The organism is Sphingomonas sp. Leaf17 (genome assembly GCF_001421505.1).
Taxonomy (GTDB): domain Bacteria; phylum Pseudomonadota; class Alphaproteobacteria; order Sphingomonadales; family Sphingomonadaceae; genus Sphingomonas.
In genome coordinates this window covers 176,593-196,239 of record NZ_LMKL01000001.1, presented here as the reverse complement: position 1 = coordinate 196,239, position 19,647 = coordinate 176,593, and the positions used below count along the sequence as shown (strand labels likewise).

The following is a 19,647-nucleotide window of genomic DNA, read 5'->3' as shown; positions in this document are numbered from 1 at the left end:
GGGTGAGTGCGAAAGGTCCGCACCCTTTCGCACATGACATGGGTCGACCATGCGCCTGCCCAACATGCCGAACGAAAAACAGATCGCGGTGCCGGTCGAAGCTGGTAGATTGGAACCCGTGCTGCTGTACGCCGCAGTGGGTCAACGGTCGGGGTTTACGCCACATGCTGCGAAATATCGCGATATGCGGCTTTCCCCGCAGCGGTTCGACCCTGCTCTATATGGCGATGGCGAATGCGGGGGCGACGCAGGACGGCCTGCCGGTCCGCTTTTCGCCGGCGGAGGTATCCGCGCTGCATAAGGAAAACAGGGTTGGAGACCTCGTTGTCACGAAGCGTCCCAAGGACATATTTGCGATCGACAAGATCCTGTCGACGCTGGGCCGGCGCCGGCGGCAACGATTCATCCTGCTGACCGTGCGTGATCCGCGCAGTGTTCTGGTGTCGCGCCACGCATCCTATGATCGCCAGCCTTTCATCGGCCATGATTACAGCCTGAACGTTACCCCTGATTATGAGTCGTTCGCCGATCCCGGGCTGAGCGATTACGCAGACGCGGTCCGTGAGGCGCTCTCGCGGACAGACCTGTCCTGTCGCATGATCCGCTATGAAAAGCTCGTCACCACACCCGGATCCTGCCAGCGGGCGATCGCACGCTGGACCGGGCTGTCGTTCGCGCATAAATTTGCGTCGTTTCACCAACGGCCGATACCAGACGGGTTGACGATGCCGTTGAACGGCATCCGGCCGATCGACGCCGCGCGGCGCAACAGTTGGGCCGATCCAGTTCACGCCGCGCGGCTCGTCCGTCAATTCCGTCTTGCGCCGGGCCTGTTCGATCATCTGGAAGCGTTGGGGTATGAAACCGACCGGCAGTGGTTCGACACGCTGGCGCAGAGCGCGCCCGAGGGGCTGGACGATCGCTGCGGGACGATCGTCGCCTATTATACCGACGACCCCGTGTACCGCCGGGAAGCCCGCCGGCTGGAGGCATCGGCGAAACGGCTAGGCCTGCCGATCGTGATGACCGAAATGCCGTCGGGACAGGACTGGCTGACCGTCGTGCGGCGGAAAGCCGCATTCCTGGCGGACCAGCGCCGTAACCTTGCCGGCCCGCTGCTTTATGTCGACGTCGATGCCATCCTGCACCGCGACCCTTGGCCGTACCTACGCGGGATCGGCGAGGATGTCGGCGTTGCCGTGCTTCGGGACGGGAAGATGCGCGGCGGCACGATCTATCTCGCCGACACACCCGGCGCGCATATATTCCTGAAGGACTGGCAGCAGCGGATGGATGCCGATCCCCTGGCGTGGGACCAGTGGCCGCTGGACGATATTCAGCGGGATATCCGGGGCGGTGCGGCGCTGGGCTATACTCTTAATCTGTTGCCGCCGTCGCTGTGCGGCATCTTCGACTTCTATCGAAAACGCCGGGAGAGCCATGAGGACAAACCGGTCTACATCGAACATCTGCAGGCAAGCCGGGAAAACCGCGCCGACGAGGTCAACGATTCGGTGCAGCAGGCACTGTGCCGCCGGCGGGCGCGGGTGGCCGAAATCGAGTCCGACCTGTTCGGCAACGACATGGTCTGAACCGGCGCGGGTCGTCGTGCCGCTCAACTCAGCCGGTCGATGGCCTCGCGCGTCAGCGATCCGGGGACGATCATGACCGGGACCGGCAGCGCGCCGGCGTCGGGGCCGGCGAAATGGCTGATGAGGGGGCCGGGCGGGCCGTTGGCGGCGGCACCCAGCACCAGCGCGGCGATATCGGGGTTGGCGTCGATCATCTCGCGGACAATCCTGGGACCGTCGCCCTCGCGCACGGTGATCGAGGGGCGCAGGCCCGATTCCTCCAGCAGCGTGCCGGCCGCCGCGGTCACCAGCCCCTCCGCATGCAGATGCGCCTCCTCCTCGATCGTGGCCTGGATGCCGCCAAAGGCGATGAACTCCTGTGGCGGCAGCAGGGTCAGGATTTCGACGCCGCCGCCGGTCTTCACCGCGCGCCGCGCGGCAAAGCGCAGCGCGATCTCCGCTTCCGGGCTGTCGTCGATCACCACGAGATAGATACGCATGTTTTGCTCCCCTTTCGCTACGGTGACGTGACTGGCGATGCGACGCAAGCCTTGACCCGGCGCGGTTGGGACGCGAGAGAACGGGGCCGCTACGGAAACGAGGACCTTCATGTCGATCGAGATCAAGATGCCCGCGCTGTCGCCCACGATGGAGGAAGGCACGCTGGCCAAATGGCTTGTGAAGGAAGGCGATAGCGTCAAGTCGGGCGATATCCTGTGCGAAATCGAGACCGACAAGGCGACGATGGAGTTCGAGGCGGTTGATGAGGGCGTGATCGCCAAGATCACGATCTCCGAGGGAACCGACGGCGTGAAGGTCGGATCGGTCATCGCGATTCTTGCCGAAGAGGGTGAGGACGCCGCCAGCATTTCCGATTCGTCGGCCAAGGATTCGACGCCTGCTCCCGCCGCCAAGGCCAGCGAAGCGAAGCCCGACGCGACCGACCCGAACAAGACCGGCAGCGAGGCGGCACCCGCGACGCGCACCGAAGCACAGGCCGAAGATCACGGCCGTCCCGCCGACGCCGGCAAGGCTGCCGCGTCGGCAGCCTCGGGCACTCGGGTCAAGGCCAGCCCGCTGGCGCGCCGTCTGGCCGCCGACAAGGGACTGGACCTGTCGGCCGTGACCGGCACCGGACCCAACGGGCGGATCGTCAAGGCGGACGTTGATGGTGCGAAGGCTGGTGCTGCACCGGCCGCCAAGCCCGAATCCGCTGCGCCGGCTCCCGCAGCCGCGCCTGCCGCTGCCGCCAAGCCCGCCGCGATCCCGGATATCCCGCACGAGCTGACCAAGCTCAGCAACATGCGCAAGACGATCGCGCGCCGCCTGACCGAATCGAAGCAGACGGTGCCGCACATCTACCTGACGGTGGACGTGCGCCTCGACGCGCTGCTGAAGCTGCGCGGCGAACTGAACGCAAGCCTCGAATCGCGCGGCGTGAAGCTGTCGGTGAACGACCTGCTCATCAAGGCGCTGGGTGTCGCGCTGATGGCGGTGCCCAAGTGCAACGTCATGTTCACGCCGGACCAGCTGGTCAGCTTTGCCCGCGCCGACATTTCGGTCGCGGTCAGCACGCCGTCGGGCCTCATCACGCCGATCATCACGGGGGCGGACACCGCATCGCTGTCGACGATCTCGACGTCGATGAAGGATCTGGCGACCCGCGCGCGCGACAACAAGCTGGCCCCGCATGAGTTCCAGGGCGGCACCGCGTCGCTCAGCAACATGGGCATGTTCGGCATCAAGCAGTTCGAGGCGGTCATCAACCCGCCGCAGGGCATGATCATGGCGATCGGCGCGGGCGAGAAGCGGCCGTACATCGTGAACGGTGAACTGGGCGTGGCGAGCGTCATGAGCGCGACCGGCAGCTTCGATCACCGCGCGATCGACGGCGCGGATGGCGCGCAGTTGATGAAGGCGTTCAAGGAACTGGTCGAAGCGCCGCTGGGCATGCTGGCGTAAGTGAACGTGCATCCCGACGAAATGCCGCCAGAGGGCCTGCCGGCGGTTCGCGTGATCGCGATGCCGGCGGATACCAACCCTTATGGCGACATCTTTGGCGGGTGGCTGATGAGCATGATGGATTCGGCCGCCGGGTCGGTCGCGTCGCGCCACAGCCATGGCCGGGCGGTGACGATCGCGGTGGAGGGCATGACCTTTCACCGGCCGGTCGTGGTCGGCGACGAAGTGTCGGTCTATGCCCGGCTGACCAAGGTCGGGCGCACGTCGATGACGATCGACGTCGAAAGCTGGCGGCGCGCGCGGCATGACGATCGCAGCTACAAGGTGACGGAGGCCAAGTTCACCTTCGTCGCGATCGGCGAGGATCGCCAGCCGCGCCGGGTGCCGCCGGTAGAGATCTGAACGACGCGCCGCTGCCCCGGCGGGGTGGCGTGCGTGATATCCCATTGGTTTGCGGAGCTTTTCATGGCTGATACTTTCGACCTCATCATCCTCGGTTCCGGCCCCGGCGGCTATGTCGCGGCGATCCGCGCGAGCCAGCTTGGCCTGAAGGTCGCGATCGTCGAGCGCGAGCGGCTGGGCGGCATCTGTCTCAACTGGGGGTGCATCCCGACCAAGGCGCTGCTGCGGACGTCGGAAATCTATCATTACATGACGCATGCCGATTCCTACGGTCTCAGCTGCGAGAAGCCGGGCTTCGACCTTGCCAAGATCGTCGACCGCAGCCGCAAGGTGGCGGGCCAGCTGAACGCCGGCGTCAAGGGTCTGATGAAGAAGAACAAGGTGACGGTGTTCGAGGGCGTCGGCACGATCACGGCAAAAGGCAAGCTGAGCGTCAAGCAGGCGGACAAGACCGTCGACCTGGAAGCCAAGAACATCATCGTCGCGACCGGCGCGCGCGCGCGCGACCTGCCGTTCGCCAAGGCCGACGGCACGCGGATCTGGACCTATCGCCACGCGATGGTGCCGACCGAGATGCCGACCAAGCTGCTGGTCATCGGGTCGGGCGCGATCGGCGTCGAGTTCGCCAGCTTCTACAACGACATGGGTGCCGACGTGACGATCGTCGAGATGCTGCCGCGCATCCTGCCGGTCGAGGACGAGGAAGTCAGCGCGTTCATGGACAAGGCGCTGACCAAGCAGGGCATCACGCTGATGACCGGTACGGGTCTGGAAAAGCTGGAATCCGGCGTCGGCGGCGTCAAGGCGTCGATCAAGGGGAAGGACGGCACGGTCACGACCCACGAGTTCAGCCACGCGATCGTCGCGATCGGCATCGTGCCGAATACCGAGAATATCGGGCTGGAGGCGCTGGGCGTCGAAACCGATCGTGGTCACATCAAGACCAACGGTTACGGCCAGACCAATGTCGACGGCATCTGGGCGATCGGCGACGTGACCGGCGCGCCGTGGCTGGCGCACAAGGCGAGCCATGAGGGCATCATCGCGGTCGAAAAGATCGCGGGCGGCACACCGCACCAGATGGACAAGGGCAACATCCCGGGCTGCACCTACAGCCGCCCGCAGGTGGCGAGCGTCGGCATGACCGAGGCGAAGGCAAAGGAAGCGGGCTATACGCTGAAGGTCGGCAAGTTCCCCTTTATCGGCAACGGCAAGGCGATCGCGCTGGGCGAGGCCGAGGGCTTTGTGAAGACGGTGTTCGACGCCAAGACCGGCGAACTGCTGGGCGCGCACATGGTCGGCGCGGAAGTGACCGAGCTGATCCAGGGCTATGTCATCGCCCGCCAGCTGGAGACGACCGAAGCCGAGCTGATGGAAACGGTGTTCGCGCATCCGACGCTGTCGGAAATGATGCACGAAAGCGTGCTCGGCGCGTATGGCCGCACGATCCATATGTGATGGGATCGCCCCTGGCTGAGGCCGGGGGCGTTCCAGTGGTGCGGTATCGTGAAGGTGCCCATGCGGCGGGCCGCGCGCGGCGATCGTACCTCCATGATCCTTGCGACATCCGGGGAGTGACGCACGATGATCCTGCTCAACATAATATGGCCGACCTTCCTGCTGGTCGGGCTGGCCTTCGTTATGTTCGGCCTGATGGTGCGGGCGCGGCTGGGGCATATGAAGGCGACGCCGCCGAGTGCGTCCGATTTCACCGATGGAACGACGGCCCGCGCCTATTTCGCGTCGGTCGATCTGCCGGCCAACAATCTCGCCAACATGTTCGAGATGCCGGTGCTGTACTTCGTGCTGGTCCCGCTGCTGCTGTTTACCGGGCAGGCCGGCGTGGCGCAGGCGCTGCTGGCGTGGATCTATGTGCTGACGCGGATCCTGCACAGTCATGCGCATGTACGGAGGCTCGCCGTGCCAACGCGCTTCCGGCTGTATCTGGTGTCGAACGCCGTGCTGGCCGCGATGTGGATCGGATTTTTCATGGACATGCTGGCGGCGGCGCACGCCTATCGTGCGCTCGCCGGATAGCGTTACGCCGCATCGGCGGCACCGCGCCAGTGCTGGTCGATCAGGGCGCGGGCATCCGCCACGGTTAGCGGCCGGCTGAAGTAATAGCCCTGAACCTTGGTGCAGCCCAGCGTCTGGACCATCCGGTGTTCGATATCGGTCTCTACGCCTTCCGCCGTGGTCGCCATGCCGAGGCTGTCGGCGAGTGCGACGACCGCGCGGATGATCGCGGTGGCCTCGCGTCCGCCGGCGGCGGCCTCCTGCACGAAGCTGCGGTCGATCTTGATCGAGGAAAACCGGGTGCGCGAGAGGTAGCCGAGCGACGAAAAGCCGGTGCCGAAATCGTCGAGGCTCAGGCGAACGCCCATGTCGAGGATTCGTTCGAGCGCGCGGGTCGCACCCGTCTCCTCGCGCATGAACACGCTTTCGGTGACCTCCAGTTCGAGTCGCTCGGGCGACAGGCCGCTGCTGGCGAGCGCGGAGGCGACGACCGCAACGAAGCCCGGGCTGTGCAACTGATCGGCCGACACGTTGACCGCGATCCGCGCCTCGGATGGCCAGCCGGCGGCCTCGGTACAGGCGGTACGCAGAACCCATTCGCCGATCGGCGCGATGATCCGCGCTTCCTCGGCCAACGGGATGAACCGGGACGGGGGCACCACGCCGAGATCGGGGTGGGTCCAGCGCAACAGCGCCTCGAACCCGGTGGGCGACCCGGTGCCGGCGTCGACGACCGGCTGGTAGGCAAGGTGCATCTCGCCGTGCTCCAGCGCCTTGCGCAGCGCCATTTCCAGGATCCGGCGTTCCTCCGCCTCCGCATGCAGTTGCGGCTCGTAAGCGTGGAAGACGCCGCCGCCCTTGTCCTTCGATCGGTAGAGCGCCAGGTCTGCCGATCGGATCAGCGTTTCGGCGGTGCGCCCGTCGCGCGGGCCGATGGCAAGGCCGACGCTGGCCCCGATGTGCAGCGTGTGCTGGTCGAGTTCATAGGGCCGCGACAACGTTTCGATGATCGCATGGGCGACCCGTTCGGCGGCATCCAGATCGCGCACGTCGCCAATGACGACCGCGAATTCGTCACCGCCCAGGCGGCCGCAGGTCGCGGTGGTGCCCATCAACTGGCTCAGCCGCTCCGAGACGCGGCTCAGCAGCCGGTCGCCGACCGGGTGGCCAAGGGTGTCGTTGACCGCCTTGAACCGGTCCAGGTCGATCATCAGGAACGCGCACCGGCCGCCCCAGCGATCCGCCTCGGCCATCGCCTGCGCCAGTTTTTCGTTGACCAGCAGGCGGTTGGGCAGGCCGGTCAGCATGTCGAACCGGGCCATCCGGTTGATCTTGTCGGCAGACGCGCGCTGTTCGGTCACATCGGAACCGACACCGCGAAACCCGAGATACGCGCCGCGTTCGTCAAAGCGCGGGCTGGCGGCGATGTCCCACCATCGTTCCGCGCCGTCGACCTGCACCGGCAGGCGCAGGTCGCGGAAACTTTCACGCGCCTTCAACCGGTTGGCGAGCGTGCGCAGGGCGGGGGCGACGTCGCCGCTGTCCCAGTCGGGTCCGGCGAGTAGTTGCAGCAGGGGCGTCCCGTCGATGTCGGTGGCCTCACGGCCGCAGGCGCTGGCGAAGCGGGCCGACGGCCGGACGATCCGCCGGGCCGCGTCGGTTTCCCACAGCCAGTGCGCGGCGTGATCCTCGAACTCGCGCAGCAGGAGGCTGACGGTCCCGTCGCGTTCGGCCAACGCCAGTTCCGCCGCCCGGATCGCCACCAGCGCGCGGGCGCGGGCGAAACAGGTGGTCATCAGCAGGCCGGTCAGGAACAGCGTCGCGGCGGCGGCGGTCCAGGCGGTGCCGATCGCCAGCGCCAAGGCCAGCGACAGGCCGACGACGGCCAGGAAGACGAGTGAAGCCAGCACCAGCGGTGCCATCGCGAAGGCGGCGGCGGCCATCAGGACCGACAGGATCATCAACAGGGCATAGGCGGGTGTGCTGCCCCCGATGGCGAAGAACAGCGGCGGGATCGACCAGACGGCGGCCAGCGCAATCCCCTCCAATGCGGTATCGCGGATGTCGCGCAGCGAGGCGACCGCACCCTCGACCGGACGGACCGACAGCCGGCGCATGGCGACGGTGACCGCGATGACGGTCAGGAGCGTACCCCAGCCGGCCAGATGGAGCGCCGGGGCGATCGGCGCGAAGACCGAGATCGTGATCGCGCCGGCGACCAGGTTGGCCGCCATCCAGAGCAGGGCGAGCTGACGCCCCGCCTCCAGCTGGGTCGCGCGGATCCGGCCCCATTCGGCCGGGTTCGCGCCTTCTCGCAGGCCGATCAGGGAACGGGTATCGACCGTGATCGGGCCGGGCAGAGGCGTTTGGGTTCTTGACACCCTGCAACGGTACGGCGGCGCTGGTTAGCGGAGTGTTGCCATCACCGGGTCGGTATCGAAGAAAAACCGGTTCCCGTAGAGGTCAGGCGGCAATGTCATAGGGTTTGATGTCGCCGCTGAGATACAGGTTGCGGGCCTTGGCGCGGCTGAGCTTGCCCGAGCTAGTGCGGGGCAGAGTGCGCGGCGGGATCAGTTCGATCACGCAGTTCATGCCGGTGACCGACCGGACGCGCTCGCGAATCTCGTCGCGCAGACGGGTACGCTCGCTTTCGTCCGAGCTGCGGCACTGGACCAGTACCGCCGGGGTTTCCTCGCCGCCGGGCGTCGTGATCGCGAAGGCGGCAATGTCACCGGCCTTGAACCCGGGCAGCTGTTCGACCGCCCATTCAATGTCCTGCGGCCAGTGGTTGCGGCCGTTGACGATGATCATGTCCTTGGCGCGGCCGACGATGTAGAGGTAACCGTCCGACATATAGCCCATGTCACCGGTGTCGAGCCAGCCATCGACCATACAGGCGGCGGTGGCGGGATCGTCGCGGAAATAGCCGACCATGACCGACGTGCCACGGCACCAGACCTTGCCGATCGCGCGCTCGGGCAGTGGGGTTCCGTCCTCCTCGCGGATTTCGACGACCATGTCGCGCACCGGCTTGCCGCAGTTGACGATCGCGCGGTAGCGTTGCGGGCGCCCACCATCGGCGCTGCCGCCGGACAGCTGGGTTTCCTCGACCAGCTCGACGCGGATCCCCTCGCCCGGGGGCATGATCGACACCGCCAGCGTGGCCTCGGCCAGACCGTAGCTGGGCAGGAAGGCGGATGCCTGGAACCCGGCATCGGCGAAGGCGTCGACGAACGCCTGCATCACGTCGGGACGGATCATGTCCGCGCCGTTGCCCGCCACGCGCCAGCGGGCAAGATCGAACCGGTCCGAGGCGCGGGTCTGCGACGACATGCGGCGGGCGCAGATGTCGTAGCCGAAGGTCGGCGAATAGCTGAGCGTCGTACCCTCGTTACGGCTGATGAGGTCGAGCCAGGCGAGCGGGCGACGGGCGAAATCCTCGGTCTTCAGGTAATCGGTCGAAACCTGATTGGCGACCGGCGAGAGGAAGCAGCCGACCAGCCCCATGTCGTGATACCAGGGTAGCCAGGAGACGCAGCGATCGCTGTCGCGCACCTCCATCCCGTGGCTGTGCGCGGCCAGATTGTTGAGCAGGGCGGCGTGGGTGATCGCGACGCCGTGCGGGAAGCGCGTCGAGCCGCTGCTGTACTGAAGATAGGCGATCGAATCGGCGTCGGCGGTGGGAAGCGCGACCTCTCCTGCTTCGCGGGTGGCGAATTCGGACCAGTCGATGCCCTGCACACCCGCCAGCGTCGCGGCATCGCCGGCCATCTGCGCGAGTTCGTTCGGGTAGATGAGCATGGTCGGGTCGCAGCTCGACAGCTGTACGCGCAACTGCTCGATATAGGATTCCCGACCACCGAACGAGGTCGGCAGCGGCAATGGCACCGGCCACGCGCCGGCATAGACGACGCCGAAGAACAGCGCGGCGAACTCCGGCCCGGTTTCGGCGACCAGCGCGATGCGGTCTTCCGGTGCCACGCCGGCGGCGATCAGGCGACAGGCCATGGCGCGGGCGTCGTCGCGCAATTCCGAAAACGGATAGGGACGGGTCAGCGTGCCGCGGGCGTCATGGAAATTAAGTCCGCGTGAACCGGTCGCGGCATAATCCAGCGCCTCGCCCAGCGTGGCGAAATCGGCGAATCGGCGTGGCAGGCTGTCCGTCGTCGGCGTCGGACGCGTCGGATCGACGGCCGACGGGGTGATGGAAGAGTCTGCGATCGCGGTCGTCATGCCGTGGTCTTACCTTGTCGTCCCAGGCGTGCGGGGCGCACGCTATCCCGATTATCTCGCACGCGAAGCCGCCTGCGATCCATCCCGTTTCGACATATCGTCGGCACGGTCGTTCAAAATCCTACGCCAGTGTGGCACAAACAAGGCGGATGCCCCACGATCGTCGCCAGCCGCGTACGCCGCCCCCACCGCTCGATGCGCCAGCGCTGGAGCGGATGGCGCTGCGCTATGTCGAACGTTTCGCGACGACGCGGGGGCGGCTGGTCGAATATCTGCGCCGCAAGATCCGCGAGCGCGGCTGGGACGGGGAGCCGGCCGACCCGGTGGCGATCGGCGAGCGGATGGCCGGCCTTGGCTATATCGACGACCGGGCGTTCGCCGAGGCGCGGGCGGCGGCGATGGCACGGCGTGGCCTTGGCGCGCGCCGGGTGGCCGACGAGTTTCGCGCGTCGGGCATCGACGGTGCAGATATCGCCGCGCTGACCCCCGACGTGGATGCGCGGTCGTGCAGGGCCGCGTTGACCTTCGCGCGGCGCAAGCGGATCGGGCCGTATGGCAACACGGTGGTCGATCGTCCTGCCCGTGAAAAGCAGATCGCGGCGATGCTGCGGGCCGGGCACGGCTTTGCACTGGCCCGCCGCATCGCCGCGATGGAGCCGGACGTGGATTTCGATCCGGACGTGTTCTGCGACGGGGCGGACGCCTGAACGGCACGCCATCACGATCCGGCGGCTGGCGCAATATAGTACAATTGCCGTAGGTCATCGACGTTTGCTGCATTGCGATGCCGACGGTCTATGGTAGCAAGGCCACGGGGGTATACCATGCGTAGCGACGCGCAACGGGATGACAGGATGGAAGTACGCGACGCCGACACGCCGGCCTTGGACGTCGGGGACGGTCGCGTCGGCGGAATCATGAAATGGTTCGACGTGACCCGCGGATTCGGTTTCGCGGTCGCCGACGATGCCGCTTATGGCGACGTGCTGATCCATTTTTCCGTGTTGCAGGCGCATGGCCGCCGCAGCCTGCCCGAAGGCGCGCGGGTCGACATGGTGACCATTCGTCGCGACCGGGGCTATCAGGCGCGCGAGATCCTGACGATCGACATGACCAATGCGATCGAGCCGCCACCGCCGCGGCCGCGGGAGCCAGACCGGGTCGATCCGGTCGCGCTGATCGACGAGGCGGGACCGTATGAGGGCGTGACCGTCAAATGGTTCAACCGGCTGAAGGGCTATGGCTTCATGGTCCGCGACCGTGACGGGGCCGATGTGTTCGTGCATATGGAGACATTGCGCCGCGCGGGCCTGATGGGTGTCGAACCCGATCAGCCGTTGCAGGCGCGGATCGTCGATGGCCGCAAGGGGCCGTTGGCGGTCAGTGTCGAAGAGGGTGACGCATGAAGACGATGATGGCGATGCTGCTGGTTCTGGCCCCTATGGCCGCGTTGCCGGGCTGTGCCGCGAGCGATGCCGGTGCCAACGCGGCGCAGGCCGCGGCCGCGACGATACCCGTGACGATCGAGAGCGCGGGCAAGTCGCATGTCTTCACGGTCGAAACCGCCAAGACCACCGAGGAGCAGGCGCGCGGCCTGATGTATCGTACCGACCTGAAGCCCGACGGCGGCATGTTGTTCTGGCCCTATCCGCCAGAGGGGGGCGCGCCGCGCGAGGCCAGCTTCTGGATGAAGAACACGCCGACGCCGCTCGACATCGTCTATATCCGCGCCGACGGCACGATCGCGCATATCGCCGAGAACACCGTGCCGTTTTCGGAAAGCCCCATTCCGTCGGGCGAACCGGTCGGGGCCGTGCTGGAACTGGTCGGCGGTCGTACGAGCGAACTGGGGATCGCCGAGGGTGACCGCGTCCGCTGGACCGGCGGGCCGGGAAAGTAAAAGGACCGGTTGGTCGAAGCGATCACGGCGGGCGGATGGCCGATCGGGTCAGCGCAGTGGCGGCAGTCCCGACCGGCCCGTGATCTTCTTTTGTGCCAGCGTCTGAAAGTCGCAGAGGACGCCGCGCCAGAAACCGGTCGCCGACAGCGCGAAATACAGCAGCCACAGGCGGGTGCGGGTCAGGCCGGCTTCGGCGGCAGCCTCGTCGCGGCGCGCATACAGGCGTTCGCTCCATGCCTTCAGCGTCAGGTGATAGTGTTCGCGCATCGTCTCGACATCGCGCACCTCGAATCCCCACCGCTCCAGATTGGTGGCGGTCATCCCGAGATAGTCCAGTTCGCCGCCGGGGAAGATCCAGCGGTTGATGACCTTCATATAGGCGGACTGGCGACGAAACCGGGTCAGGTCGCGGGTGGCGCGGCGGGTCGTTGCCTGATGCAGATACAGGCCGCCGGGCACCAGCAGCCTGGCCATCTGGGCAAAGAAAATGTCGTGATTGTCGATGCCGACATGTTCAAACATGCCGATCTGCGCGATCGCGTCATAGGCTTCGCTGGCGTCCAGCGTGCGGTAATCGCGCAATTCGAGGGTAACCCGGTCGCCGAACCGTGCCGTGCGCCTCCTTGCCTCCGCGAGTTGCGCGGCACTTAACGTGACGCCGTGGACCGTCACCCCGTGATGGTCCGCCGCATAGGCCGCCAGGCCACCCCAGCCACAGCCGATATCCAGCAACCGCATGCCGGGCCTCAGGCGCAGTTTGGCGCAGATCAGCGCCAGCTTGCGTTGCTGGGCAGCATCCAGGTCGTCCGCGTCGTTTGCGAACACCGCGGCCGAATATTGCATGTCCTGCCCAAGGAACAGCGCATAGAAGGCGTTTGACACGTCATAATGGAACTGGATCATCGACTGGTCGTCGCGGCCACGGCCGGCCAGCCGGCGGACCCGGTCGGTAAAGCGCAACCCGGCGTCCGCCGGCGCGCGCGCCGCAAGGAACGGCAGCGCATTGCGCAGGACGATCCGGCGGTCGACGTTGCGTTTCAGGTGGACGGCATTCAGGTGATCCCAGCGGCCAAGGGCGTCGAGCGGACTCGCGCCGACGATGTCCAGGTCGCCCGCCAGATATACCTCGACCAGGGTCGTCAGGCGAGGCGAGCGGACGAGGCGGCCGATCGCGGCGGGCGAGGCGATCCGGATGCGGATGTCCGCCCGTGCGCCCGGCCCGAGCGGCAGGACGTCGCCGTTCCACAATTCGACGGACAGATCCGCGCGGAGATGCTCGGCAATATGCGCGATCAAGGCGCGCGCGCGTTCGATCTGCGCCATGGCGATCCCCTTGTGACGATACAGGATGGCAGTGCGGCAGGGCCGATGCCAGCGGATTCGGCCGGCCGATTTCCATGCCTGTGCGCCGCCAACGGGCATACCCACGGTTGCCCTCGCATCGCGTGCGCGGTAAGCGGCGGGCATGGGCTTTCTCGCATCGACCTTCACCTGGTGGAACGGCGCCACTCTCGGCACCAAATTCGGGCTTCGCGGCAAGGCGAAGGTCGGCACCGATTCGCTTGGCAACGTATATTACGAGGGCGGCCGCGACACCGCGGGCAACCCGCGACGCTGGGTGATCTATAACGGATCGACTGACGCCAGCCGGGTGCCGCCCGAATGGTTCAGCTGGCTGCATCACCAGATCGACGGCGCGCCTGACGACGTGCTGCCGCCGGTGCGCGGCTGGCAGAAGCCGGCGGTTGCCAATATGACCGGCACGCCGCTGGCCTATCGTCCGCAAGGCGCGATGGAAAAGGGCGGCAAGCGTCCCGCCGCGACCGGCGATTACGAAGCCTGGACGCCAGAGGGATGAACCGGCGGCTGCTCGCCGCGGGCGTTCTGGTGGCGGGCGTGGGGGCAGGCGGCTGGTTCGGCTATACCGCGCTGACCCGGCAGGACATGGCCGTGCCGCAGCGAACCCCCGTTTCGGTCGAAATTCCCGACGCGCCCGCCGGCCCGGATGCGGTCGAGACGGTGGATACCGGTGCGCAGGCGGCGGTCGACACCGGATCGACGCCGATGGCGCAGCGTGTCGCTGTCGTCGGCCTGCTGAACAAGCGCAATGGTGTCGCCCGCGACGTGACGCTGAAGCCCGGCCAGGCGACCCGGCTGGGCGATGTCGTCATCAAGCTGCGCGCCTGCGAACAGACCGCCCCCTGGGAACAGGAGCAGCTCACCGGTGCGTTCGTGCAGCTGTACGTGAAGGCGGCGGACCGCAAGTGGCGCGGCGCATTCTCCGGCTGGCTCTACAAGGAGCGCCCCGGCCTGAACGTCGTCCAGCACCCGGTCTACGACGTGTGGACCAAGAGCTGTGCGATGGCCTTCCCCGACAAGGGACCGGACACCGTATCCGCCGGCGACGGCGCGGCCCCGGCGGCCAGGCGGTCGAGCGCGCGGAAATCACCGGACGCGGAGGAGGCTGCTCCTGCCGACGACGGCGCGCCATCGGTCCCGGCAAGCGCGGCGGCCAGCAACGCCACATAACGCGCGCGCGGGATCTCGATCGCGCCGAGCGAGGCGAGATGATCGGTCTGGAACTGGCAATCGAGCAGATCATAGCCGCCGACCCGCAGCCGGGCGACAAGCCAGGCCAGCGCGACCTTTGACGCATCGGTCGCGCGGCTGACCATGCTTTCGCCGAAGAACGCCCGCCCCAGCGACAGGCCGTAGAGGCCGCCGACGAGCCGGTCGCCGTCCCAGCACTCGATCGAATGGGCGCGACCCATGGCGTGCAGGGTCAGGAAAACCCGCTCGATTGCCGCGTTGATCCAGGTTTCGCGCCGGTCGGGTGCGGATTCGGCGCACAGGAGCATGATGTCGTGGAAGGCGGTATCGGCGGTGACGCGGAAACGGTCGGCCGCGATCGTCTTTTTCAGCGAGCGCGACAGGCGGAAGCCGTCGAGCGGCAGGATCGCGCGCTGGCGTGGTTCGACCCAGTAGATGTCGGGCGCATCGCGCGCGTCGGCCATCGGGAACACGCCGACGGAATAGGCACCGAGCACGATGTGCGGGTCGAGCGGCTTCATCGTCAGGCGAGCCGTGCCTCGATGCTGCGCCACAGGTCGGCAAAGGCGGTGGCCGCGGCGGATTTCGGCGCAATCGCCCCGATCGGCGCGCGGTGTTCGGCGATCGTCTCGATCACGCTGGCCATCGGGATGATCGGCCAGTCGGGCTGGGCGGCCACCGCATCGGCGTGCAGCCGGCGGCGGCGGTCGACCATCGAATGGACCGGCATCAACGGGGTGCGACCACCGAGATGCCGTTCAACCTCGGCATAAGCGCGCTGGGCCAGCGGCGAGGGGACGACGGGGATGACGATCAGGTCGGCTGCGCGCATGACCTGTTCGGCGGTTTCGGTCAGCCCGGGCGGGCAGTCGAGGACGACGCGGTCATAGCCCGACAGGCCCGACAGCAATTTGTGCAGCCGCTTCTTCTTGTCGAGTTCGTGCAGCAACTGATCGAGACCGCGCAGCGAGGCGTCGGCGGCGATCAGGTCGAGGCGCGGCCACGCGGTCGGCTGCGCAAGGCGGGCGGGGCTGACATCCTTGGCGAACGCGGCTTGGGCGCGGTCGCGCGGGGCGTCGGCCGACAGGATGAAACTGGCCGCCGCCTGCGGGTCGAGATCCCACAGCAAGGTTCGCCGCGCGCTGAGGCTGGTCGCGCACCAGGCGAGATTGACCGACAGCGTCGTCTTTCCGACGCCGCCCTTCAGGCTGTAGATCGCGACTGTTTTCATGCAGGCAAAATGCCTATCGCGACCATCGGCCGCAATGGGCAAAGCGGGTCGCGCCGCGACTTTCGTCGGGCGTTCGTCCGACGGGGTGTGGGGTGCCGGGTTATCAGGCAGGACGCCGACGGGACCTGAACCCCTGCCCGGGCAGCAGATTCAGGTCATGCCGGCGTGGGCGGCGATCAGGCCTTGCAGGTCAGCGCGGGCTTGCCCGGCTGGGTCAGGGTGATGTTCGACGTGTTGCCCTTGAAGGCCCAGCCGCCGGGCGCGGTCAGTTCGCCACCCTCGGTCTCGCCGGTCAGGGTGGTCGGGGTGCCGTCCTTCTCGGTGCGGACCACGACCTGCTTTGCACCCTGGAAGAAGGTCACGAAGACAAGGCTGTTGTCCTTGCAGCGCATCGACTTTTCGGCCTCGATCGCGGGCGGCAGCGCGATCGGCGCGGCGTTGGCCAGCGTGTTGGCCATGGGATCGGGGTTGGCGTCGACGACTTCGGTCGTCGGCTTGGGGTTGCAGGCGGCCAGCGCGAACAGCGACGCGACGGCGATGGCGGGGAGGATGGGGCTTTTCATAGCGGCGCGACATCTCGCGCATGCAGCAACACAGGTCAAGGCGTCTGACGGAAGGGGTGATGGCCCGACGGGTGGGCGCGACGATGCGGCAGCGCCCAGCGACTCAGCCGTGCTTGGGCGTTGCCAAGCATCGCTTGCCTTGTCGGCGGCGGCGATCCGGCCCATCTGGTATCCATGCATATTGTTCCTGATACCCTGGCCCTCATCGGCAACACGCCGCTCGTCCGATTGAAGGGGCCGAGCGAGGCCGCCGGCTGCGACATTTTCGGCAAATGCGAATATGCCAATCCGGGCGGGTCGGTGAAGGACCGGGCGGCGCTGTTCATCGTCGAGGATGCCGAGGCGCGTGGCGCGCTGAAGCCCGGCGGGACAATCGTCGAGGGGACGGCGGGCAACACCGGCATCGGCCTGGCGCTGGTCGCCAACGCCAAGGGATACCGGACGATCATCGTTATGCCCGAGACGCAGAGCCGCGAGAAGATGGACACGCTGCGCGCGCTGGGGGCCGAACTGGTGCTCGTGCCCGCCGCGCCCTATTCCAACCCGTGCCACTTCGTGCACACCTCGCGTCGGATCGCGGAGGAAACCGAAAACGCGGTCTGGGCCAACCAGTTCGACAATATCGCCAATCGTCGCGCGCACATCGCCGGCACCGCCGAGGAGATCTGGGCGCAGATGGACGGCCGGATCGACGGGTTCACCTGCGCGGCCGGAACGGGCGGCACGATCGCCGGCGTCGGGCTGGGGTTGAAGGCCAGGGACGAGGCGGTCTGCATCGCCCTCAGCGACCCGCACGGCGCGGCGCTATATGCCTATTACGCGCATGGCGAACTGAAATCGGAAGGCTCGTCGGTGGCGGAAGGGATCGGGCAGGGCCGGATCACCGCCAATCTGGAAGGTGCGCCGATCGACACGCAGTTCCGCATCGGCGATGCCGAGGGCATGACCTGGGTCCGCCGCCTGCTGTCCGAGGAGGGGCTGTGCCTGGGCCTGTCGTCGGGGATCAACGTCGCCGGGGCGGTACGGCTTGGCCGGCATCTGGGACCGGGCGCGCGGGTCGCCACGATCCTGTGCGACAGCGGCTTTCGCTATCTGTCGACGCTGTACAACCCCGAATGGCTGGCGGCGAAGGGGCTGGCCGTCGGGGAGGCGGGAGCCTGACCCTGTTCGACAAGTGCGCGGTGATCCGTTATCAGGGTGCGGTACGATGATGCCGAACGCACATGATATCGCGCAGACGAAGCAACGGGTGAAGGTCGGGATGATCGGCCTTGCCGCTGTCATCCTGCTGATCGGTCTGGCCAGCGCCATCTTCTCCGCCGTGCGGCAGGACGGCGCGGTGACGGCCGTGGGTGCGCCCAAGGCCGATGTCGTCGCCAATCTGATCGTGGCGAACGACACCGGTGTTGCCGCCACCAACGAGCCGCTTGTCGACCTGGGCGTCTCGCCGGGCGCGACCAGCGTGACGGCCAACAGCGCGACGCCGGCGACGCCCGCCGTTCCCTGATCCGGATGCGCCGTAATCCGCTGAAAGACTGTCGATATTATTGGGACTGACAGGGGCATCGCGTCCGCCTAGACCTGTCCGTAACAGGAGAGGCGATGTCCATGAATATTCGGCGGCTTGGGGCGATGACGGGGCTGGCCGCGATGATCGCGGGTTGCGGTGGCGGCGATTCGTCGAGTGCCGGCGGTACGGGCAATGTTCCGGTCGTCACGACGCCGGCACCGACCCCCACGCCGACGCCGGTCGCGGTGGCCGGATGCTCGCTGCGCGAGCGTCAGGACTGGGCCGCGGCGCAGTTGCGGGAATGGTATCTGTTTCCCGAAACCCTGCCCGCTAGCCTTGATCCCGGCGCCTATTCCACGGTCGACGACTATATTGATGCGATGACCGCGACAGCGCGCAGCCAGAGCCGCGACCGCTATTTCACCTATCTGACGTCGATCGCCGAGGAAAACGCCTATTACGAGTCGGGGTCGAGTGCGGGGCTTGGCGTCCGTCTGGGCACCGATTCGACGCAGCGTCGCCTGTTCGTGATCGAGGCGTTCGAGAACGGACCGGCGCTGGCGGCGGGGATCGATCGGGGCACCGAAATCCTGGCGATCGGCACGAGCAGCAGCAACCTGCGGACGGTCGGCGATATCGCGGCGGCCAGCGGATTGTCCGGCGTGTCCGATGCGCTTGGCCCCGACACCGTCGGCACGACCCGGTTCCTGCGAATCGCCGACGCCGGCGGTACGCGGACGGTCAGCGTCGCCAAGAGCGACTTCGCGCTGACGCCGGTGTCGAGCCGCTATGGTACGCAGGTCATCAACGATGGCGGACGCCGGGTCGGCTACCTCAACTTGCGAACCTTCATTTCGACCGCCGACCCGGCGCTGCGCGCGGCGTTCGCGACGTTCAAGGCGCAGGGGATCAGCGATTTCATCGTTGATTTCCGCTACAATGGCGGCGGCCTGATCCAGATCGCCGAATTGATGAGCGATCTGCTGGGCGGGAACCGCTCGACCGCCGACGTGCTGAGTTACACGACGTTCCGCCCGGAAAAATCGGAGTTCAACGAGACACGCTATTTCATGCCGCAGCCGCAGTCGGTCGTGCCCAACCGGATCGCGTTTATCGGCACCGGCGGGACGGCCTCGGCAAGCGAACTCGTCATCAATTCGTTCATCCCGTATCTGCACGGACGGGCCGCGTTGATCGGCACGAATACCTACGGCAAGCCGGTGGGGCAGATCGGTCTGGACAAGGCGGCGTGTGACGACCGGTTGCGGGTGGTCGCGCTGGCGACGCAGAACAGCGCGCGACAGGGGGCTTATTACACCGGGCTGGCGGGGACGGTGGAGGCCAGTTGCCGCGCCGACGACGATATCAGCTATCCGATGGGCAATCCGCAGGAGGCGTCGACCCGCGCCGCGCTCGATTTCCTGGCCGGGCGAAGCTGCACCCCGATCAGCGCTTCGGTTTCCGGGCAGGCGCAGGGCGGCCGCAACGCCGCGCAATCGGCCAACGCCGGGCTTGGTGACGAGCGGACGTTGCTGATCCCCACGCGGCGCGCGCCGGCGCAGCGCGATGTGCCCGGTCTGTTCTGATGGTGGCGGCGGGCCAGCCTGCCATGAGGGTCGGTCGGCTTGCGATTATGCTGGAGAAATGCTCCCCATGCTGTTGTAATAAGAGGAAAAAGGGACAGGCGCGACGTATCTGATGACGGATGT

At 67.0% G+C, this 19,647-nt stretch carries 19 protein-coding genes and 1 pseudogene; 13 read left to right on the top strand and 7 right to left on the bottom strand.

Annotation, left to right across the window (positions count from 1 at the left end; all coding sequences use genetic code 11):
- Nucleotides 1–164 precede the first annotated feature (164 nt).
- On the top strand, nucleotides 165–1,592 hold the full coding sequence (locus tag ASE75_RS00975; RefSeq protein WP_055927511.1) for a putative nucleotide-diphospho-sugar transferase: 1,428 nt from the start codon (nucleotides 165–167) through the stop codon (nucleotides 1,590–1,592).
- Between the two features lie 23 nt (nucleotides 1,593–1,615).
- Here ASE75_RS00975 and ASE75_RS00970 read toward each other — a convergent pair whose 3' ends face one another.
- Nucleotides 1,616–2,071 (bottom strand): universal stress protein, encoded by a 456-nt coding sequence (locus ASE75_RS00970; RefSeq protein WP_055927507.1) that lies wholly within the window; start codon nucleotides 2,069–2,071, stop codon nucleotides 1,616–1,618.
- A 109-nt stretch (nucleotides 2,072–2,180) separates the two neighbouring features.
- On the opposite strand from ASE75_RS00970, the gene ASE75_RS00965 reads away from it, so the two are divergent.
- The 4 genes from ASE75_RS00965 (at nucleotide 2,181) to ASE75_RS00950 (ending at nucleotide 5,972) form a co-directional block, all read left to right on the top strand.
- Nucleotides 2,181–3,533: a pyruvate dehydrogenase complex dihydrolipoamide acetyltransferase gene (locus ASE75_RS00965; RefSeq protein ID WP_055927504.1), complete on the top strand. Its 1,353-nt coding sequence runs from the start codon at nucleotides 2,181–2,183 to the stop codon at nucleotides 3,531–3,533.
- Between the two features lie 21 nt (nucleotides 3,534–3,554).
- Nucleotides 3,555–3,935 (top strand): acyl-CoA thioesterase, encoded by a 381-nt coding sequence (locus ASE75_RS00960; protein WP_055929140.1) that lies wholly within the window; start codon nucleotides 3,555–3,557, stop codon nucleotides 3,933–3,935.
- 63 nt (nucleotides 3,936–3,998) lie between these two features.
- On the top strand, nucleotides 3,999–5,393 hold the full coding sequence (gene lpdA, locus ASE75_RS00955; protein WP_055927499.1) for a dihydrolipoyl dehydrogenase: 1,395 nt from the start codon (nucleotides 3,999–4,001) through the stop codon (nucleotides 5,391–5,393).
- A gap of 126 nt (nucleotides 5,394–5,519) precedes the next feature.
- Entirely contained in the window at nucleotides 5,520–5,972 is a 453-nt protein-coding gene (locus ASE75_RS00950; protein ID WP_055927497.1) for an MAPEG family protein, read from the top strand.
- Between the two features lie 2 nt (nucleotides 5,973–5,974).
- On the opposite strand, the gene ASE75_RS00945 is transcribed toward ASE75_RS00950, so the two are convergent.
- Nucleotides 5,975–8,332 (bottom strand): putative bifunctional diguanylate cyclase/phosphodiesterase, encoded by a 2,358-nt coding sequence (locus tag ASE75_RS00945; RefSeq protein WP_055927494.1) that lies wholly within the window; start codon nucleotides 8,330–8,332, stop codon nucleotides 5,975–5,977.
- Between the two features lie 82 nt (nucleotides 8,333–8,414).
- On the bottom strand, nucleotides 8,415–10,184 hold the full coding sequence (locus ASE75_RS00940; RefSeq protein ID WP_055927491.1) for a fatty acyl-AMP ligase: 1,770 nt from the start codon (nucleotides 10,182–10,184) through the stop codon (nucleotides 8,415–8,417).
- 149 nt (nucleotides 10,185–10,333) lie between these two features.
- On the opposite strand from ASE75_RS00940, the gene ASE75_RS00935 reads away from it, so the two are divergent.
- From ASE75_RS00935 to ASE75_RS00925, 3 genes are all read left to right on the top strand, one after another.
- Nucleotides 10,334–10,891 (top strand): RecX family transcriptional regulator, encoded by a 558-nt coding sequence (locus ASE75_RS00935; RefSeq protein ID WP_082463718.1) that lies wholly within the window; start codon nucleotides 10,334–10,336, stop codon nucleotides 10,889–10,891.
- Between the two features lie 147 nt (nucleotides 10,892–11,038).
- A complete protein-coding gene (locus ASE75_RS00930; RefSeq protein WP_055927485.1) occupies nucleotides 11,039–11,590 on the top strand; it encodes a cold-shock protein in 552 nt (183 codons plus the stop codon).
- On the top strand, nucleotides 11,587–12,084 hold the full coding sequence (locus ASE75_RS00925; protein WP_055927483.1) for a DUF192 domain-containing protein: 498 nt from the start codon (nucleotides 11,587–11,589) through the stop codon (nucleotides 12,082–12,084). The genes ASE75_RS00930 and ASE75_RS00925 overlap by 4 nt, the downstream gene beginning before the upstream one ends.
- Nucleotides 12,085–12,132: 48 nt before the next feature.
- Here ASE75_RS00925 and ASE75_RS00920 read toward each other — a convergent pair whose 3' ends face one another.
- The gene (locus ASE75_RS00920) at nucleotides 12,133–13,407 is read right to left on the bottom strand and encodes an SAM-dependent methyltransferase (protein ID WP_055929137.1); all 1,275 of its coding nucleotides are present in this window, start codon (nucleotides 13,405–13,407) and stop codon (nucleotides 12,133–12,135) included.
- A gap of 142 nt (nucleotides 13,408–13,549) precedes the next feature.
- Between ASE75_RS00920 and ASE75_RS00915 the strand changes: the two genes are divergently transcribed.
- Both ASE75_RS00915 and ASE75_RS16090 read left to right on the top strand, forming a co-directional pair.
- A complete protein-coding gene (locus tag ASE75_RS00915; protein ID WP_055927480.1) occupies nucleotides 13,550–13,942 on the top strand; it encodes an NADH:ubiquinone oxidoreductase subunit NDUFA12 in 393 nt (130 codons plus the stop codon).
- Nucleotides 13,939–14,382, top strand: a pseudogene (locus ASE75_RS16090) (DUF2155 domain-containing protein); the annotation flags it as partial. The gene ASE75_RS00915 and the pseudogene ASE75_RS16090, both read left to right, overlap by 4 nt.
- Nucleotides 14,383–14,417: 35 nt before the next feature.
- Here ASE75_RS16090 and aat read toward each other — a convergent pair.
- The 3 genes from aat to ASE75_RS00895 all read right to left on the bottom strand — a co-directional run bounded on the left by aat (nucleotide 14,418) and on the right by ASE75_RS00895 (nucleotide 16,428).
- On the bottom strand, nucleotides 14,418–15,155 hold the full coding sequence (gene aat, locus ASE75_RS00905; protein ID WP_055927474.1) for a leucyl/phenylalanyl-tRNA--protein transferase: 738 nt from the start codon (nucleotides 15,153–15,155) through the stop codon (nucleotides 14,418–14,420).
- A 2-nt stretch (nucleotides 15,156–15,157) separates the two neighbouring features.
- Nucleotides 15,158–15,865 carry a ParA family protein gene (locus ASE75_RS00900; RefSeq protein WP_055927471.1) on the bottom strand — a complete coding sequence of 236 codons (708 nt, stop codon included), beginning with the start codon at nucleotides 15,863–15,865 and terminating at the stop codon, nucleotides 15,158–15,160.
- 176 nt (nucleotides 15,866–16,041) lie between these two features.
- Nucleotides 16,042–16,428, bottom strand: coding sequence for a hypothetical protein (locus ASE75_RS00895; RefSeq protein ID WP_055927468.1), 387 nt, complete (start codon nucleotides 16,426–16,428; stop codon nucleotides 16,042–16,044).
- Between the two features lie 174 nt (nucleotides 16,429–16,602).
- On the opposite strand from ASE75_RS00895, the gene ASE75_RS00890 reads away from it, so the two are divergent.
- From ASE75_RS00890 to ASE75_RS00880, 3 genes are all read left to right on the top strand, one after another.
- Nucleotides 16,603–17,589 (top strand): cysteine synthase A, encoded by a 987-nt coding sequence (locus ASE75_RS00890; RefSeq protein ID WP_055927465.1) that lies wholly within the window; start codon nucleotides 16,603–16,605, stop codon nucleotides 17,587–17,589.
- 49 nt (nucleotides 17,590–17,638) lie between these two features.
- Nucleotides 17,639–17,935: a hypothetical protein gene (locus ASE75_RS00885; RefSeq protein WP_235512455.1), complete on the top strand. Its 297-nt coding sequence runs from the start codon at nucleotides 17,639–17,641 to the stop codon at nucleotides 17,933–17,935.
- Nucleotides 17,936–18,030: 95 nt separating this feature from the next.
- Nucleotides 18,031–19,524, top strand: coding sequence for a S41 family peptidase (locus tag ASE75_RS00880; protein WP_235512454.1), 1,494 nt, complete (start codon nucleotides 18,031–18,033; stop codon nucleotides 19,522–19,524).
- Nucleotides 19,525–19,647: the final 123 nt, after the last annotated feature.